The following is a 17,029-nucleotide window of genomic DNA, read 5'->3' as shown; positions in this document are numbered from 1 at the left end:
CTCTTTAGCTTTTCCATAGTTAAGTTAACCGTTCACACAGTACGGATGTATTCTACTATCCATAACATCATTTGGCAAGTCAGAAATGAAATAGTAGTCATCTCCTCCAAGCTTCTTGCGCTGTGGTTAGTTATACATTCCGACTCTGTCGGGTTCGTCTGCGACGGACCATGAACCAGATAAGTAATGCAATGATCAGCACCAAGGCAATGCCCCCCGTAATTATGATGTTCCGAATATTCGGGACCTGTACGGTCAAATCTAGCTTATTCGTATTCAGTGGTGAGACGTGCCAAATTAGGGTTTTTCCGTGATCTTCAACCAGATCTGCATTGGAATCCTGCGCTTTGATTGGCAGCGTCAGCTTGAAATCAAAATTAACATCTTTCAGCAGCAGGTTTTTGAGAAATCCGGGGACCTTATTAATTTGGTCTTTGACCTCACCATCGGGTATGGTCTGCATCAGGTCTGCTTCCGCAGCAATATGCAATTTGGAAGTGAAAAATCCTGGTGTAGTGGATTGCTCCATTTTGATTCCATCAGGCAGATCCGACGTGCTGAAGGTAGAGACGGTATTACTTTTCTCATAATGGGTCGTCGCTTTGAGTTGTGTCCGATCTCCCTGGTCCGAAACTTCGGCCTGGAAATTATTCTGCTTCAACGTATTTGCGAGCATTGTCATGAGATTGTCTTGTCCCATCATTCCCAGGGCTGAGTCGGTTACGCTGAGATTCAGGGCCAGATCGGATGAACCGTCCATATTAACCGTGACATGAGCTTCACCATCAGCGCAGGCGGATAGTATAAACAGCATAAGAGTTAGTAAAAAAGCGAGTAATAACTGACGATAATAGGGTATGCGAGTCGACATTCAGTTCAAACCTTTCTGCGTATAATCCAATTCCAATTCATAGAAGTATAGTATACACCGTAAGGATGGCGGATGAAACTTTGTTCACTATAAGAGCAAGGTAGATCGTACGCTATGATATGATATATCTATAAAATTAGAGTGAAAAAGTAGGCTCCGAAGCATTAAAGGAGAGATTGGATAATGACAGCAAGTGAACATTTGGATGCAGATCCGGTGATGTGGAATAATCGAATGAATGACATACCGGTTGGAATTACAATGAAAAAGGACACGATATATGGAGTGGAAATGAAGATTTCGTATTTTTGTCAATGTTCAGTCAATTCAAAATGGGTTTCACCGTGTAAACTGATAGTAGTGTGAAGAAATACGGAGCAGGGGGGTTACATTCATGACATATATCATTATTATGGGTATTATTATGGTTGTGGGAATGGTCGGAATGGGCTGGTTCTACAAGATTATGGACAACGATCAACACTAGGGTATATTGAAAAGAAACGTGAAAAGACAAGCCTATAAGCTGGCTTCGCAATGGATGCGAGGCGGGCTTATTTGTATATAATGCCAAAAAGTCTAAATATAGCATGAAATAATGTCGGATTTAAGTGGTATGCTTGTACATGGAAATGTTTTACACTTAAATCTGTAAGCGTTTACATTAAAATTTACGGGAGGCTAACATTATGGGTTTGAAGATGGAAAAAAGATCAGGTAAGAAAGCATGGATGCTGCTGGTCATGTCATTACTGATTGCGGCCGTTCCAATTACAGCCAGCGCAGCATCGGATTCCACAGCGTATGCCAAACTTAATTTCAGCAACAACAAGTATTATATATTCAACAATAGCTGGGGAAGCTCAAGTGTCAGTGGCTGGTCCCAGTCCGTGTATGTGAACAGTAATACTGATCTGGGTTACGTTTGGAACTGGCCAACGACTGCCGGTGGAGTCAAAGCTTATCCTTCTCTTGTCAGCGGCTGGCACTGGACTGAGGGTTTCACGCCAGGCAGTGGGCTGCCAACGCGATTGTCTGCGAACAAAAGTATCAATACCGGAGTAAGTTATTCTAAGGCGTCCAACACTACAGGGGAATATAATAATGCGTATGATATCTGGCTGCATGACATCGGCAATGCGACCTGGTCAAGCACACCCACCGAGGAGATTATGATCTGGAACGATTGGACTTCCGGTGTAGGTCCTATTGGTTCCAAAGTGTTCTCGGATGTATCCATTGGTGGACAAACCTATGATCTGTATCGCGGCGAGATTACCGACAACGGAGTCCATCAATGGTGGGTATACTCGTTCCTGAAAAAGTCAAAATCCCCTAACAACTTTAGCATCAACGTCAAAAACTTCACTGATTATCTGATCTCCAAAAGTTACTTTACCAACAGCAAATATGTAAGCAGTGTTGAATATGGAACCGAAATTACGAAAGGCAGCGGCCAGATCAATTACTCTAACTGGTATGTGAACGTGCAGTAACGGCTCTGTTTATACGCTTATTCCTGATTTAATGAGATGCTGCTCGGAGGAAAACCCATTTCCTGCTGACGCAGCATCTTTTACTTGTGTATTGGACCTAACATTCATGCGTAACATAGGTAACGAGTGATGTAGCTGCATTTGACCGATGGACAAATATTTTTCGTAAAGTTGGGATTTTTAGGCTGCTCTTTTGTATAATAGGGTTTAGTTCAACTCGGGGAATCCCGAAATATGCCTAACAGGAAAGGGTGTACATAAATGAAATTTAGTGAGTATACGTATACACGTCCCGATCTGGAACAAATCAAAACGTCATTCCGTGAGCTTCTGAGTGGTTTTGAAGCCGCGACTACGGTTGAAGAGCAGAGTGGATATATGGACAAGATTAACGCTTTGCGAAGTGACTTTGAGACTCAGGCACAATTGGTCTACATCCGTCATTCGATTGATACCAATGATACATTTTACAAAGAAGAAAATGAATTTCTGGATGAAAGCTCTCCAATCATTCAAGAATACATCACCGATTATTATCGGGCATTGGTAAACTCCAAATTTCGTGCTGAACTGGAACAAAAATGGGGTTCACAGCTGTTCCAGCTGGCGGATCTGTCCCTGAAAACATTCAGCCCTGAAATTATCGAGGACCTTCAGAAAGAGAACAAACTTTCCACGGAATACAACCAGCTGATTGCTTCGGCCAAAATTCCGTTTGAAGGTGAAGAACGCACATTGCCGCAGTTGCATCCTTTTGAGTTGTCCACGGATCGCTCCATGCGGGAACGTGCATCGGAAGCAAGATATACGTTCATGGCTGAACATGAGGCTGAATTCGATCGCATTTACGACGATTTGGTGAAAGTGCGTACACAGATCGCGAAGAAGCTGGGATATCCAACGTATGTGGAACTCGGTTATGACCGTATGAACCGTACGGATTACAACGCGGAGATGGTGTCCAATTTCAGAGCACAAGTCCGTGATTATATCGTGCCTGTTGCTACGAAGCTCAGAGAGCGTCAGCGCAGCCGGATTGATGTGGATACCCTCTATTTTTATGATCAGGGCTTCAGCTTTAAGACAGGTAACCCGACACCTAAAGGGGATGCCGACTGGATCATTGACAATGGTAAGAAAATGTACGCTGAATTGTCACCGGAAACGGATACGTTTTTCCAGATGATGACCGACAATGAATTGATGGATTTGGTGAGCAAAAAAGGCAAGCAGGGCGGGGGCTATTGCACCTTCCTGAACGATTACAAAGTGCCGTTTATTTTCTCCAACTTTAACGGTACATCAGGCGATATCGACGTATTGACACACGAAGCAGGTCACGCGTTCCAGGTATATGAGAGTCGTCACTTCGAAGTACCTGAGTACAACTGGCCGACGTATGAATCCGCAGAGATCCATTCCATGAGCATGGAATTCTTTACATGGCCGTGGATGGAATTGTTCTTCAAGGAAGATACGGACAAATACAAATTTGATCACCTGTCTTCCGGATTGCTCTTTATTCCTTATGGCGTAGCAGTCGATGAATTCCAGCATTTTGTCTATGCAAACCCGGATGCAACACCAGCGGAGCGCAAACAGGCATGGCGCAATATTGAGAAGACTTATCTGCCGCACATCAATTACAAAGATAACGCCTATTTGGAACAAGGCGGATTCTGGCACAAGCAGGGTCATATCTTCTCGTCGCCGTTCTATTACATTGACTACACACTGGCACAAATCTGTGCATTCCAGTTCTGGAAACGCAGTAACCAGGATATGAAGTCCGCATGGGCTGACTATCTGACATTGTGTAAAGCCGGAGGAAGCCTGTCCTTCACAGGATTGGTAGAACTGGCAGGTTTGAATTCTCCGTTTGAAGACGGCTGCGTATCCTCCGTCATCGGCGATATCGAAGCCTGGTTGGACGCAGTAGACGATAAAGCACTGTAAGCGAGAATAAAAATAAAGGTCGAAGAGGTGAAAGGGAACGAGGAATAAACCTGACGTTACAGCATTCTGAGGCAGGGCGGATTTGAATGTATTCATTTCCCTACCTATACAAAGAATGCGAGGTTATATCATGTTGGTTTTACTGGATCAACCGTCCCAAAGGAAGCAATTAGCGCCCTTCATCTCGGGAACGTACGGGCATGTGGTTATGGGTGGAGTGCTTGCGGGACTTCAACGCGGCCGTGTCTATGCAGACCAGCTTCATGCGCCGAAAAGCGCCCTGATTTGGGCCGAAAACGAAATGTTTTATCTGATCGGAAGATCGGATAATGAACAGTTCAACAGTCTTGTCAGGGAGGTACTCGTTCAGGAGCTATTGCGTGAAGCATTAGGTTCTGGCGAAGACATGCTGAATCTTGAAGTTTACCCCGAGCCCGGCTCAGATTGGTCTCCCGTCCTGAATCACATGTTCAATGGGCGTTTGCGAGAAGGATTGCGAGTTCCTTTTCAATTCAATCTTGCAAAGTATGAACAGTGGCTGGAACGCAGTTCCAGCTCCTTGTTCGTTCCTCCGGGATATAATCTTCAAATTATCGATCGAGCTGTAATGCTGGAGGACAAAAGCTGTATCATTGAACAGGAAATTTTGAAATTCTGGCATTCGGTGGAGGACTTCTTCCGATACGGAGCAGGCACATGCACGGTATATGAAGGGCAGGTTGTAGGTACATGTATCTCTGTGTTTGTCAGTGGCATTCACCATGAAACAGGCATCAACACCTACGATCCGATACACCGTGGCAAGGGCCTGGCTACGGCCATGGCAAGCGCTTATGTGCAATCCGTTCTGGAACAGAATTGTGTTCCACACTGGACGACAGAGGATTTCCGTCATGATTCCATCGCGATAGCGGGTAAGCTTGGTTTCGATCAAGGCAGAGCTTATCCCGTCTATTACATGCCGATTCAGGAGCTTCTAAATTACTGAATATCTGTAGGGGCTGTCCCGAAGTCATGAAAATGACCAGGGATAGCCCCTGTTTTTCGATTCGAGTTATGAACCCTGTGAATCCAAGATCAACGTACCCTTTTTAATTCGAGCACAGATAAGCAAGTTACTGAAGAGCATTCATGATTATTGGATAATTCTTAGATAATTCCGTGCAAATGAAACATTTATCAACTTGGTTGTGATTTATTTCACTATATCTGAAAACGGATTCAGTTACAATAAAGACAGTAAATCAGGGGTAACAGGAGGCTGGTTCAGATGGCAACACACGCTTATTATGTTCCGCCCGTGAACTTGATGGGCAGAGGATGTTTACACGAAGCAGGCAAGATGATTGAGAATATGGGTATTCACAAAGCGCTTGTCGTAACTGATCGTCGATTGATTTCTTCCGGCGTTGCTGAACAAGTGCTGTCTATACTAAGAAAATCAGGGTTAGACTATGTGGTATATGATGAGGTTCAGCCCAATCCCACCTGTCAGAATGTACATGACGGACTTCAGGTATTTCAGGATCATGGCTGTGACGCCATTATATCGATAGGCGGAGGTTCACCTCAGGATGCTGCCAAAGGGATCGGCATTGTAGCAACTAACGGTGGACATATCCGTGCTTATGAAGGCTTGCATCAATCGAAACACAAGTCCGTGCCGCTTGTTGCCATTAACACAACGGCTGGCACGTCCAGTGAGGTGACCATGAACTACGTGATTACAGATGAGGAACGCAAGGTGAAAATGGTGATGGTGGATCGAAACAGTCTCGTTGACTTGTCGGTGAATGACCCGGAACTGATGCTGAGCAAGCCAGCCAATCTTACAGCGGCCACGGGCATGGATGCATTGACCCATGCGGTGGAAGCCATGGTGACGCCTGGCGGGTTCACGGTGACGAGTGCTACAGCGGCTGCTGCCGTTGAGCTGATCTTTGAATATTTGCCCAGAGCGGTCAGGGATGGTAGTGATCTGGAAGCAAGAGAGCATATGACGTATGCGTGTTTTCTTGGCGGGATTGCTTTTAACAATGCAGGCTTGGGCTATGTACATGCGATGGCCCATCAACTTGGTGGAGTCTATGACCTTCCGCATGGGGTATGTAACGCGATGTTGCTCCCTTATGTAGAGGAATTGAATGCAAAGCATGTGCCAGGTAAATTCCGTCATATTGCCAAAGCAATCGGTATGGATGTAAAAGGAAAACGGGATGAGGAGTGCTCGGAGTACGTGATCGAAGCCATTCGTCAGCTTTCCAAGGAGGTAGGCATTCCTGAGAAACTGTCAGAATTGGGTGTGAAAGACCCTGATGTTGAATTGCTGGCGGATAATGCCATGAAAGATGCCTGTGCACCGGGCAATCCGTATCAACCTTCCAGGGATGAAGTGATGGAGCTATTCCGCAAAATCATATAAAGTTAAGAACAAAGAGAGAGCCAGAATATATTCTGGCTTTTTTGGTGTGTCACGTGCTTCTGAGCCTTATAAATACGGATTCATTTCCTTCATTGGATAAAATAGTTTTATCTCGCAATAGTCATTATTTTTTGTTTGACAGAGGGGGTGCTTTAATCCATAATCAATCCATACTAAACACATAAGCTTTATTGGAAGGGGAGAGTCAGTCATGTCACAGTTTAAATCATCAACGAGAAAGTCATTATGGGTAGGAGCGTTAGCCGTTCTATTATTGGTAATCGTTAGCGGTTGCTCCGGATCGACCAATGATCCTGCTCCCAATGCAGCAGCCCAGCCAGGCACGAGCCAAGGTACGGATGAAAATTCAAAGACGGACGAGACTGCAACGGGGGGGACTTTTGTATATGGTCGGCCGGCTTCCGTAACCTCGTTTGATTTGCATAATCAGATTACATCGAACAATGCTTTTGCCATTGATAAAGTATTTGAACCTTTGGTTGCTTTTGACAACAAGGGCGAGATTGTGGACTGGCTTGCCAAGTCGCATAACATCAGTGATGACGGTTTGACGTATACGTTTGTGTTGCGTGATGGCTTGAAGTTCTCCAACGGCACAGATGTTACGGCTGAGGATGCCGTATTCTCGCTGGAGCGCCATTTGAAGGTGGGTGGCCCATTGGCAATATCGGCCAAGGTAGACACTGTCAAAGCAACGGATAGCCATACATTGGTGATTACGCTTAAAGAGCCGTATACGCCATTTATCTCTGAGCTTTCCAACTTCTCGAACGGTATTATTCCGAACAATTTTGGCGGAGTTACCGAGGAAGAATTTTTCAAGAAGCCGGTAGGTACAGGACCGTTCGTGGTTGAACAGTGGGACCCTGCAGGCGATGTGACCTTTACGAAGAACACTCACTACTGGCAAGAAGGAAAGCCATCGGTTGATAAGCTGGTTTACAAGCTGATAGAAGATGACAGCCAAGCAATCAACCAGTTGAAGGCGGGAGAAGTAGATGCGATTGAGTCGCTGGCTCTGCAAAATGCTGATGAAATCAAAAATGGCGCGGATACAACCGTTGTAACCAACGGCAGCTGGGTGACAGAGCAATTGTTCTTTAATACGTTGGATAAGCATTTTTCCGATGTGCATGTTCGCCGGGCATTGGCTCTGGCACTTGATCGTGACGGTCTGACTAAGGCGCTTACCTTTGGTTACGCACAGACTGCTAATTCATTGCTGCCTACAACGATTCCTTACAATTCGAATGATACTCTCAAGGCATTAAATTTTGATGTAAATGCAGCCAAAGCGGAACTGGCCAAATCGGCCTTCCCTGATGGATTCACTACAAAACTGCTTGTAGCTTCCGGCAACAGCACCAGAGCGCAAGAAGCGCAAATCATTCAGGCAGCGGGAAAACAAATTGGCATTAATATCGAGATTGAATCGATTGAACTGGCTACCTTCCGTGAACGATTCTTTGCTTATGATTTCGCAGCGATGCTGAACAGTGGGCAAGCCGATTCTCCAGAAGCGAACTCAATCGTTGCGTTCCAGACTGACCCTGATGGCTTCAGCAAATCTTACTGGACGCATTACACCAATGATGAAGTAACCAAGCTTCTGTATAAAGGTCAACAAACACCGGACGGCGATGGCCGTGCCGAAATATACTCCAAATTGCTTCAAACGCTTGCCGATGAAGTGCCTTACATTCCGCTTTATTATCCGGATATTCTGATTGGCGTTCGTTCTTCAGTAGATGGCATTGTTGTTTTGCCTAATGGCAGTGTGCGTTTTGAAGACGTTCGTATTCAGAAATGAATAAGTTCTGGTTGATCAGTACTGTGGGAAGAGCGTTGGCAGTGATCCTTTGTGTGATGACAGCAGTCTTTTTTCTCATCAGAATGGTACCAGGAGATCCTGCTAAAATGATTCTTGGCGAGTACAGCACCCCCGAGGCCGTGGAGAGCATGCACCATGCTCTCGGGTTGGATCTGCCGCTGGGGGAACAATTTATACGGTTTGTGAAGACGCTGTTCACTCAGGGGGATACCGGCAATTCCATTATTAACGGAACCTCGACTAGAGAGTTGATTGCTGATCGGGCACCCGTTACCTTGCTGCTCATTGGCATGGCATGTGCATTGTCAATTGTCATTGCACTCGTGCTTGCTACATTGGCCGCTACACACAAGGATAAGCTGCTGGATCATTTGATACGTATTTTTCCTACGGTAACGCTAGGTATGCCAATCTTCTGGGTTGGCATCCTTTTGATTCTGCTGCTGAGTGTTCATCTTCACTGGTTTCCCGTTGGGGGAGTTGGGGAAGGGTGGTGGGGCACCTTATACAGTTTGACACTTCCCGCCATTACCGTGGCTTTTTCACAGATTCCGACATTGGTTCGTTCATTGAGAGCCCAGATGCTTGAAGTACTGGAATCTGATTTTGTAGTTACATTGAAGGCTGCGAGATTACCGAGCCGGGTCATTCTATTCAAACATGTCCTGCGCAATGCGGCGCTTCCGACGCTGATTCTTCTTGGCGTTAATATCTCTTATCTCATTGGCGGCACATTGGTCGTTGAACAGGTATTTGGTATCAAAGGAATTGGCAGTCTTTTGTTTAGTTCCATTTCCAAACGGGATTTCCCGGTCATTCAAGGCATAGCCCTTTACTGTGCTGTATCTGTCGTGATCATCAGTCTCCTGATAGAGCTTCTTTCCAGGTGGCTTGATCCCAGAACGAAAGGAAAATCATGAAAACGATACAAATAGAACCTCAGTTATATGAAGACAGCCAAAACACCAGTCTCATGAATCGTATATTGAAAACTCCTTCCCTGCTTGTGGGAAGTGTGATGTTTGCCGTGCTGATCATCTTGACTGTAATCATACCGTGGATTAGTCCTTATGACCCTTCGGAGCAAAATTTGAGTACCTTTTTGCAACCTCCGTCTGCTGAACATTGGTTGGGCACAGACCAACTGGGACGTGATTTGTTCACTAGACTGATTTATGCCGCGCGAACCGATTTGAGCATTATGGTGCTGGCGGAAATTGTACCTTTTTGCATGGGCGTATTTCTAGGGATGCTCGCAGGGTATTACGGAAAATGGACTGATAAGATCATATCGTTGTTCACCGATACATTTATCGCTTTCCCTTTTTATCTCATCGTCATTATCGTGGCTTTTGCCAGTGGAGCAGGTGAGCGGGGGATTTATATTACGTTTATGCTCGTTGGCTGGATTGTCTTTGCACGTGTCGTCAGGGGGCTGAGTGCATCGTACCGCAAGCAGGAATGGATCGCATCCGCACAGACGTTGGGTTTGCCGGGAATACGGATTATCCTTCGTCATCTCCTGCCCAATGTATTACCTCAGGCGATCGTTGTCCTCATGACGGATATGGTGGGGCTGCTGGTGGCGATTGTTACACTTGGATACCTGGGCATTGGCATCGCACCACCGACCCCGGATTGGGGCACGATGATCTCGGATGGACAATCCTTTATCACGACAGCCTGGTGGCTCTCGGCAGTTCCGGGATTTGCAGTCGTTTACACGGGAATTGCTTTGTCGCTTGTCGGTGATGGATTGGCCGATGTATGGAGGAAAAAATAATGTCCACTGAACCGATTCTTGAAGTCAAGGCACTATCTCTGTCAACCAAGTCAAATCAAAAATTAGTTCAAGATGTACATTTCTCGCTTGGGCGAGGGGAGAGCCTGGGATTAGTAGGTGAATCCGGCTCCGGTAAATCACTAACTCTTCGTTCCATTCTGGGACTGTTACCAAGCGGTGTGGAGCAGACGGGTGGAACCATTCGGAGTGGTGTGAACAGCGCCATGGTGTTTCAAGACCCGAGAGGTGCGCTCGATCCGCTCTGTCCCGTTGTTAAACAGCTGGCGGAAGTTGTCTATTACAGGCAAAAGTTAAGCAGGAAGGCCTCCAGGGTAGCAGCGCTGGAATTACTTGAACTGTTGGGGCTTCCCGACTCATTGAAGCGTGAGGATCGATACCCTAGCCAGCTGTCAGGTGGGCAGTGTCAGCGGGTAGTCATTGCATTGGCTCTGGCGTGCAAGCCAGGCATTCTGCTCTGTGATGAGCCAACAACGGCACTGGACGTTACTGTGCAGCGTCAAATTATAGAAACGATCCAACGTTTGCAGCGTGAACTGGGATTCGCCATGGTGTTTGTAACACATAATCTGGCGATTGCAGCGACGCTGTGCTCGAAGCTGTGCGTGATGAAGCAAGGGCGGATCGTGGAGCACGGGGATTCGCTTGGCCTTTTGCAAAACCCGCAAGATCCTTACACCGAGATGCTTATTAACTCGGTGCTTCCTTTACCGAAGCTAGAAGGGAGCGAATAACTATGGAACTAGCTTTGCAGGTTCAGAATGTAACGGTTCAATATGGTGACTTTACTGCGCTGGATAACATCACACTAAATCTTCAGAGGCATACCACGCTTGGTCTTGTTGGTGAGTCAGGTTCAGGCAAATCTACTCTTGCGCGAGTCATTGCCGGTTTGATCACGCCGGATGAGGGGCAGATTTTGCTGGGGGATCAGCAATTAAAGAAGAAGAGAAGTCGTGAGCAGTATAAAAGCATACAGATGATCTTCCAAAATCCGGATGCTTCACTGAATCCCAAACATTCCATTCGGCAGATTTTTGCTGAAGCGCTGTTGTTTCATCGCGTTGTAGACCGTTCACAGGTGGAGAAAAGATCGAGAGAGCTCCTTGCCCGTGTTCAGTTGGATAGCAGGGCACTGGACAAGTATCCGCATGAATTCTCCGGCGGTCAGCGCCAACGGATCGCCATTGCACGTGCATTAAGCGTAGAGCCGAGTCTGCTAATTGCGGATGAGCCGACAAGTGCACTGGATGTTTCTGTGCAGCGGAGTGTGCTGGATCTGTTCAATTCACTTAAGAGGGAACTTAATCTTACGTTACTGTTCATTTCCCATGATCTTGGAGTTATCCATGCCATTAGCGATGCGGTAGCAGTCATGCGGCAGGGTCAGCTGGTGGAGATTAGTCCCAAAGATCAATTCTTCACACGACCTGAAACGGCATACAGCCGAGAGCTGCTGTCCGCAGTTCCAAAGATGCCGAAATCAAGTTCTATAGGAGGTTTATATGAGCCAACAATATAAAGCAAACATACCCCTTACCCTGTCGGAATACGATACACTTACGCAATTGCTCTCCAACCTTTTGAATACAAAGTATCCTCCGGTGATCATCCCGGGTGAGGCCATCTTGGGCATAGAGGCCGTGGCAGCTGGAATATCTGCACCGGGTCGTACGATAGTTAATGTCGTAACAGGGCCTTATGGCAGTTTGTTTGGTCAGTGGCTTGAACGTGGAGGGGCAACGGTTATTGAAGTCAAAGTTCCTTTTGATGAAGTTGTACCTGTGGAGAAGGTAGCTGCTGCGATTGAAAAGTATCAACCGTCCGCACTATCCTTTGTTCAAGCAGAGGTGGTTACAGGCGGGTCGAATCCCGCAGAAAAAATTATAAAGATTGCGCGTGCCCATAACCTGATTACGGTGAGTGACTCTGTATCAGCGATTGGGGGAGAGCCTCTTTTGGTCGATGAATGGGGTGTTGATTTTGTAGCTGTGGGTGCACAAAAAGCCCTGGCCGGGCCTAACGGCATCAGCGCAGTAAGCATTTCGCCGCGTGGATGGGAATTTCTCGAATCCAATGCGCATGCACCGCGCAACTCCATCCTGTCTTTGCTTGATCTGAAGCCACCAGGCGATGGGGCTGCACCCGTCCGCGTTCCTCCCAACATTCCAACGCTGGAAGCCAGAGCACTGATTTTGGCTTTGACAGCTATTGAGTCTGAAGGCTTGGAGCAGGTGATCAAGCGTCATGAACAGGCTGCGTTATCTGCTATAGCGGGAATTCAGGCCCTGGGTCTGGAGCCTTGGCAAAAAGATAACAGAACATATTCGACACTGACTACGACGGTTCGAATTTCCGGGGAGAAGAAGTTGCATATCGATCAGCCGATTGGCATCGTTGCTCCGGGGGATGGAGAACTTTTTGGTCAGCTTCTGCGAATTAATCATTTTGGAGTTAATGCGTCCTTGGCAGGTGTGGAGGAAGCTGTTGCGACTATTGCGGCATTATTGAATCAGGACCATGAGCATGCAGTCCAGGCTGTTCGCCTCGTTTGGGGGAAATGAATATGACCCAGGTAAAATTGGAAGAGCAAAGCTTCAAACATATCTTTATAGCAGGCATTGAAGGCAAACGGTTCAATATCTCGATTCAGAATGGCCGGTTTGCATCTGTTACAGAATCCGTGCCACAGAATGATAACGCATCGCTTCCGGGTACAGATATATGGATAAGTCCCGGAGTTATTGATCTTCATACACATCTGGCCTGGACAGACTTTGACCATGCGGATCAATTAAAGCGTGACAGCCATGAGATCGAAGTGATGCAGGCGCAAGCTTTTGCAGCCACCCTCCGGACGGGAGTAACTACGGCTCGTGATGCAGGTGGAATGCTGCCAAGCACCGCTCGGCATCTCGCTCAGCACTATCAACACCCCTTAAGAGTTGAAACCAGCAGTGAAATGCTGGGAGCGGCAGATGCCCGTGGTGTGAAGCATCTAGAACAACGGCTGAACGGAATTTTTGATACAGGCGCGGGATGGGTTAAAATTATGGCTACAGGTGGGCTGGGAACCCCTACGGAACAAGTGCTAGATCCTGTATTTTCGGAGGAAGAGTTTGCGTTCATCGTTCGACATGCCCATGCCAACCATAAAAAGGTGCTGGTTCATACCTGGGGTGGAGTGACGATAGACTGGTCTATTCAGGCCGGGGTGGAGTCGGTGGAACATGGAATGTTCTTATCGGAGGATCAGGCGGGCAGACTTGCGCAGTCCCGAACAGCCTTTGTGCCGACCACATCGATATATCGTATTGCCGCAGATCCAAAAGGCGTGCTGGCGTTGCCTACTGTTATCAGTGATCGTGCTGCGCGCGCTGCGGAAGCTCATTCTACAGCCATCGGATATGCCAAAAGAGCAGGAGTTCGTTTCGGTTTCGGTACCGATTACGCCACACCTTCACTGCATGGCTATAATCTGCAAGAGCTGGATACGCTGATCGATTATGGCCTGACCCGGGCAGAGGCGTGGCAATCTGCGACGTCAAACGCTGCTGATATTCTGGGTCGTGGCAACGAATTGGGACAGATTGCAGAAGGCTATATTGCGGACGCCATTATTTTCAATGCCGATCCGTATCAAACGAAAAATGCAGATCAGTTGCGAAAGAGCATCGTGTCCGTAATTATTGGAGTGCAGAAACCATAACTTGGTTTCTGCGTTTTTTCTTTACTCGTGAATGCAGTGAGCGCTATGTTGCTTCGAAGGAGTAGGTTTTCTGGCGAATATTAAGCGATAAATAAATCCCCAAAAGTTGTCCAAAAGGATTTTGCAGACCCATCAGCGAATACAATATTTAATAACAGCGGCATAAAGGAAGGAGTGATATCCACTTAAACTTTTGTCGAAGTTTTCCAGCAAGATTCCTCAGACCGTTTCGTGTTTAATGTTATATAGGAGTAGTGTATTGCATTTTACACGGGGTACACCTTGATTTTTACATCCACCTATCACCTCTACACAACAAGTACAGGCAATTCTGCATGTATCATCTACTTTCAGACATTACAAAGAATAACGTTTGGCTGGAATTTCCGAGCAACATAGTCTGTACAGCATGCTCCTAATCATGACAAAAGTGTCCACACAACAGCATATCGGATTATGGGCTCTGAAATGATTTAGAACGAATGCACATGGAGGAGGCTGTAATGATGGCAAAAAAAGAAGTTGTAGCGATGCTGCTCGCTGGAGGGCAAGGCAAAAGATTAAAGGGATTGACCAAATCACTGGCCAAGCCCGCTGTTTATTTTGGTGGAACCTACCGCATCATTGATTTTCCTCTAAGTAATTGCTCCAATTCTGGCATCGACACGGTCGGTGTATTGACCCAATACGAACCACTGGTGCTGCACTCTTATATCGGCATTGGCAGTGATTGGGATCTGGACCGCAAAAATGGCGGGGTATATGTACTTCCTCCTCATGAACGTGAAGACGGCAGTAACTGGTACCGCGGTACGGCGGATGCGATCTACCGTAACCTGAATTTTATCGAACAATTCGATCCTGAGCATGTGCTCATCTTGTCAGGGGATCATATCTATAAAATGGATTACGAGAAAATGCTTCAATACCATAAAGAAAAGGATGCAGATTGCACCATATCGGTCATTGACGTTCCGTTGGAAGAAGCCAGCCGGTTCGGGTTGCTCAACACCCACGATGATTATCGCATCTATGAATTCGAAGAAAAACCTCCTGAACCCAAGAGCACGCTTGCTTCCATGGGTATCTATCTCTTCAAGTGGGATGTACTGAAACGCTTCCTGATCCAGGACGAACAGCAGGCATCCACCTCCTATGATTTTGGCAAAGATATCATTCCCTTGCTGCTTGAAAATGAAAAATCACTATACGCTTATCCATTTGAAGGGTATTGGAAGGACGTCGGTACAATCCACAGTCTGTGGGAATCCAATATGGACCTGCTGGATGAGGAAACGCCGTTTAACCTGAACGATCCGGATTGGCGTATCTATACTCGTAATCCGAATCAGCCTGCGCAATATATTTCACCATCGGCGAAGGTACGGAATTGCATCATCAGTGAAGGTAGTGTGGTACATGGTGAGGTTAAACACTCGGTGTTGTTCTACGGTATTGAGGTGGGAGAGAACAGTTCCGTAACCGATTCAGTGATCATGCCAAAAGTGAAGATCGGTCAAAATGTACGCATTCACAAAGCTATTATTGCCGAAGGATTGGTGATCCCGGATGGAGTACATCTGTCACCCGCCCCTGAGGATGAGAGCGATATATTACTGGTCGATCAGGAAGAACTGGAACGTCAGCTTCTCGAGGGAATGACAAGCAAAGCCTAATCTAAACCCCAAAGGACGGTGCATGCGATGAAACCATTGATCGGAGTTATTAACCTTGACCATGAGCTTGAGGAATTGAAGGAATTGACGTACTTTCGCTGCGGAGCCGCGGTGCCTTATGCCGGGCGTTACCGTCTGATTGATTTTGTATTATCCAATATGATGAATGCTGGCATTGAGAGTATCGGTGTATTTGTGCGTCGCAAGTACCGTTCACTCATGGATCATCTGGGAGACGGTAAGCCGTGGGATTTGGATCGCAAGCATGGCGGCATGTTTATTTTGCCACCGGACTGGAACGATCCGACCGATACGTCACAAGGGGATTTGCAGCATTTTCACAATAATCTCGATTTTTTCCGCCGGGGTTCAGGGCAATATGTTGTCCATGCAGGTAGTCGGCACGTAACCAAAGCAGATCTGCAGGATGTGTACAGGTACCATATAAGCAAGGGCGCGGATGTAACGCTGGTCTGCAAAAAATTGGATAAACTGCTGCCTGAACATGACGCCTGTGTCAAAGTTGAAGATGACGGGAACGGTAATGTGGTGGACATTCACCAAAGCGCCGATCACCCGAATATATATACAGAAATTTTCATTATGGAAAAAGAACTGTTCCTGCGCCAGGTGCAGCGCTGCATCGCTCATGGCGAAAGCCATTTCTTCCGTGATGTGATTCAGAAAAATCCGGATGGCTTGAACATTGCTGCGTATGCCTATGATGGCTATCACGCCGTGATCAATTCGATTGATAGCTATTACCGCAACAGTCTGGAATTGTTGAATAGCGGATTGTATGAGCAGCTGTTCAAGGAACAGCCTGTTCAAACCAAGATTAAATACGAGGCACCTGCCAAATACCTGGACTCTGCTGAGGTTAAACATTCCTTGCTCGCGAACGGCTGTATTGTGGGTGGGGAAGTGGAGGACAGCATCCTGTTCCGTGGGGTGCATGTGGCGAAAGGTGCCAAAATTAAAGGCTCCATTATTATGCAAAAATGCTACATCGGAGAAGGCGCCGTTCTGGAGAACGTCATTCTCGACAAAGATGTGAAGCTAAGCGGCGGCCAGACGCTGATCGGCGACCCGTCGAACCCTTATATTCTGGCGAAGAGTACTATTATCTAATATCAACACTTAACCGATATCATCTATAAATATATATAAAATAAAAATCCTGTAGGATGGATTTAAGGTTCATGTTTCTTTGAAGCATGGGAGCCACAGCTAAAGCTACGGTTAT

At 46.6% G+C, this 17,029-nt stretch carries 14 protein-coding genes; 13 read left to right on the top strand and 1 reads right to left on the bottom strand.

Annotation, left to right across the window (positions count from 1 at the left end; all coding sequences use genetic code 11):
- Positions 1 to 130: 130 nt before the first annotated feature.
- Positions 131 to 871 carry a hypothetical protein gene (locus CRO25_RS07505; RefSeq protein WP_072732543.1) on the bottom strand — a complete coding sequence of 247 codons (741 nt, stop codon included), beginning with the start codon at positions 869 to 871 and terminating at the stop codon, positions 131 to 133.
- Between the two features lie 689 nt (positions 872 to 1,560).
- On the opposite strand from CRO25_RS07505, the gene CRO25_RS07495 reads away from it, so the two are divergent.
- The 13 genes from CRO25_RS07495 (at position 1,561) to glgD (ending at position 16,914) form a co-directional block, all read left to right on the top strand.
- Complete coding sequence (locus CRO25_RS07495; protein ID WP_256863601.1) at positions 1,561 to 2,367, top strand: glycoside hydrolase; 807 nt, start codon at positions 1,561 to 1,563, stop codon at positions 2,365 to 2,367.
- A gap of 261 nt (positions 2,368 to 2,628) precedes the next feature.
- Positions 2,629 to 4,323 carry a M3 family oligoendopeptidase gene (locus CRO25_RS07490; RefSeq protein WP_063563374.1) on the top strand — a complete coding sequence of 565 codons (1,695 nt, stop codon included), beginning with the start codon at positions 2,629 to 2,631 and terminating at the stop codon, positions 4,321 to 4,323.
- Between the two features lie 130 nt (positions 4,324 to 4,453).
- Positions 4,454 to 5,311, top strand: coding sequence for a GNAT family N-acetyltransferase (locus CRO25_RS07485; RefSeq protein ID WP_179132106.1), 858 nt, complete (start codon positions 4,454 to 4,456; stop codon positions 5,309 to 5,311).
- Positions 5,312 to 5,593: 282 nt separating this feature from the next.
- On the top strand, positions 5,594 to 6,745 hold the full coding sequence (locus CRO25_RS07480; RefSeq protein ID WP_079694510.1) for an iron-containing alcohol dehydrogenase: 1,152 nt from the start codon (positions 5,594 to 5,596) through the stop codon (positions 6,743 to 6,745).
- Between the two features lie 211 nt (positions 6,746 to 6,956).
- Positions 6,957 to 8,576: an ABC transporter substrate-binding protein gene (locus CRO25_RS07475; RefSeq protein WP_072732546.1), complete on the top strand. Its 1,620-nt coding sequence runs from the start codon at positions 6,957 to 6,959 to the stop codon at positions 8,574 to 8,576.
- On the top strand, positions 8,573 to 9,517 hold the full coding sequence (locus tag CRO25_RS07470; protein WP_256863600.1) for an ABC transporter permease: 945 nt from the start codon (positions 8,573 to 8,575) through the stop codon (positions 9,515 to 9,517). The genes CRO25_RS07475 and CRO25_RS07470 overlap by 4 nt, the downstream gene beginning before the upstream one ends.
- A complete protein-coding gene (locus CRO25_RS07465) occupies positions 9,514 to 10,380 on the top strand; it encodes an ABC transporter permease (RefSeq protein ID WP_097115748.1) in 867 nt (288 codons plus the stop codon). The genes CRO25_RS07470 and CRO25_RS07465 overlap by 4 nt, the downstream gene beginning before the upstream one ends.
- The gene (locus tag CRO25_RS07460; protein ID WP_079694508.1) at positions 10,380 to 11,132 is read left to right on the top strand and encodes an ABC transporter ATP-binding protein; all 753 of its coding nucleotides are present in this window, start codon (positions 10,380 to 10,382) and stop codon (positions 11,130 to 11,132) included. The genes CRO25_RS07465 and CRO25_RS07460 overlap by 1 nt, the downstream gene beginning before the upstream one ends.
- A 2-nt stretch (positions 11,133 to 11,134) precedes the next feature.
- A complete protein-coding gene (locus CRO25_RS07455; RefSeq protein ID WP_079694507.1) occupies positions 11,135 to 11,920 on the top strand; it encodes an ABC transporter ATP-binding protein in 786 nt (261 codons plus the stop codon).
- Complete coding sequence (locus tag CRO25_RS07450; protein WP_079694506.1) at positions 11,904 to 12,962, top strand: alanine--glyoxylate aminotransferase family protein; 1,059 nt, start codon at positions 11,904 to 11,906, stop codon at positions 12,960 to 12,962. The genes CRO25_RS07455 and CRO25_RS07450 overlap by 17 nt, the downstream gene beginning before the upstream one ends.
- A 2-nt stretch (positions 12,963 to 12,964) precedes the next feature.
- A complete protein-coding gene (locus tag CRO25_RS07445; RefSeq protein ID WP_079694505.1) occupies positions 12,965 to 14,107 on the top strand; it encodes an amidohydrolase family protein in 1,143 nt (380 codons plus the stop codon).
- A gap of 506 nt (positions 14,108 to 14,613) precedes the next feature.
- Positions 14,614 to 15,783, top strand: coding sequence for a glucose-1-phosphate adenylyltransferase (locus CRO25_RS07440; protein ID WP_064638873.1), 1,170 nt, complete (start codon positions 14,614 to 14,616; stop codon positions 15,781 to 15,783).
- A 27-nt stretch (positions 15,784 to 15,810) separates the two neighbouring features.
- A complete protein-coding gene (gene glgD, locus CRO25_RS07435) occupies positions 15,811 to 16,914 on the top strand; it encodes a glucose-1-phosphate adenylyltransferase subunit GlgD (protein WP_079694504.1) in 1,104 nt (367 codons plus the stop codon).
- The last annotated feature ends 115 nt before the right edge of the window (positions 16,915 to 17,029 follow it).

Origin of the sequence: Paenibacillus sp. RU5M (assembly GCF_900221055.1) — a bacterium.
In the GTDB taxonomy this organism is placed as follows: Bacteria; Bacillota; Bacilli; order Paenibacillales; family Paenibacillaceae; genus Paenibacillus; species Paenibacillus marchantiae.
Note: the sequence above shows the minus strand (reverse complement) of the source record. Positions and strands in the feature narration are given on the sequence as shown.

What these genes read in the sequence shown, in the direction of transcription:
- CRO25_RS07450 (WP_079694506.1), top strand. Translation starts at nt 11,904, where the DNA reads ATGAGCCAACAATATAAAGCAAACATACCCCTTACCCTGTCGGAATAC.
- CRO25_RS07465 (WP_097115748.1), top strand. Translation starts at nt 9,514, where the DNA reads ATGAAAACGATACAAATAGAACCTCAGTTATATGAAGACAGCCAAAAC.
- CRO25_RS07440 (WP_064638873.1), top strand. Translation starts at nt 14,614, where the DNA reads ATGGCAAAAAAAGAAGTTGTAGCGATGCTGCTCGCTGGAGGGCAAGGC.
- CRO25_RS07485 (WP_179132106.1), top strand. Translation starts at nt 4,454, where the DNA reads ATGTTGGTTTTACTGGATCAACCGTCCCAAAGGAAGCAATTAGCGCCC.
- CRO25_RS07505 (WP_072732543.1), bottom strand. Translation starts at nt 871, where the DNA reads ATGTCGACTCGCATACCCTATTATCGTCAGTTATTACTCGCTTTTTTA.
- CRO25_RS07470 (WP_256863600.1), top strand. Translation starts at nt 8,573, where the DNA reads ATGAATAAGTTCTGGTTGATCAGTACTGTGGGAAGAGCGTTGGCAGTG.
- CRO25_RS07480 (WP_079694510.1), top strand. Translation starts at nt 5,594, where the DNA reads ATGGCAACACACGCTTATTATGTTCCGCCCGTGAACTTGATGGGCAGA.
- CRO25_RS07475 (WP_072732546.1), top strand. Translation starts at nt 6,957, where the DNA reads ATGTCACAGTTTAAATCATCAACGAGAAAGTCATTATGGGTAGGAGCG.
- glgD (WP_079694504.1), top strand. Translation starts at nt 15,811, where the DNA reads ATGAAACCATTGATCGGAGTTATTAACCTTGACCATGAGCTTGAGGAA.
- CRO25_RS07445 (WP_079694505.1), top strand. Translation starts at nt 12,965, where the DNA reads ATGACCCAGGTAAAATTGGAAGAGCAAAGCTTCAAACATATCTTTATA.
- CRO25_RS07490 (WP_063563374.1), top strand. Translation starts at nt 2,629, where the DNA reads ATGAAATTTAGTGAGTATACGTATACACGTCCCGATCTGGAACAAATC.
- CRO25_RS07460 (WP_079694508.1), top strand. Translation starts at nt 10,380, where the DNA reads ATGTCCACTGAACCGATTCTTGAAGTCAAGGCACTATCTCTGTCAACC.
- CRO25_RS07455 (WP_079694507.1), top strand. Translation starts at nt 11,135, where the DNA reads ATGGAACTAGCTTTGCAGGTTCAGAATGTAACGGTTCAATATGGTGAC.
- CRO25_RS07495 (WP_256863601.1), top strand. Translation starts at nt 1,561, where the DNA reads ATGGGTTTGAAGATGGAAAAAAGATCAGGTAAGAAAGCATGGATGCTG.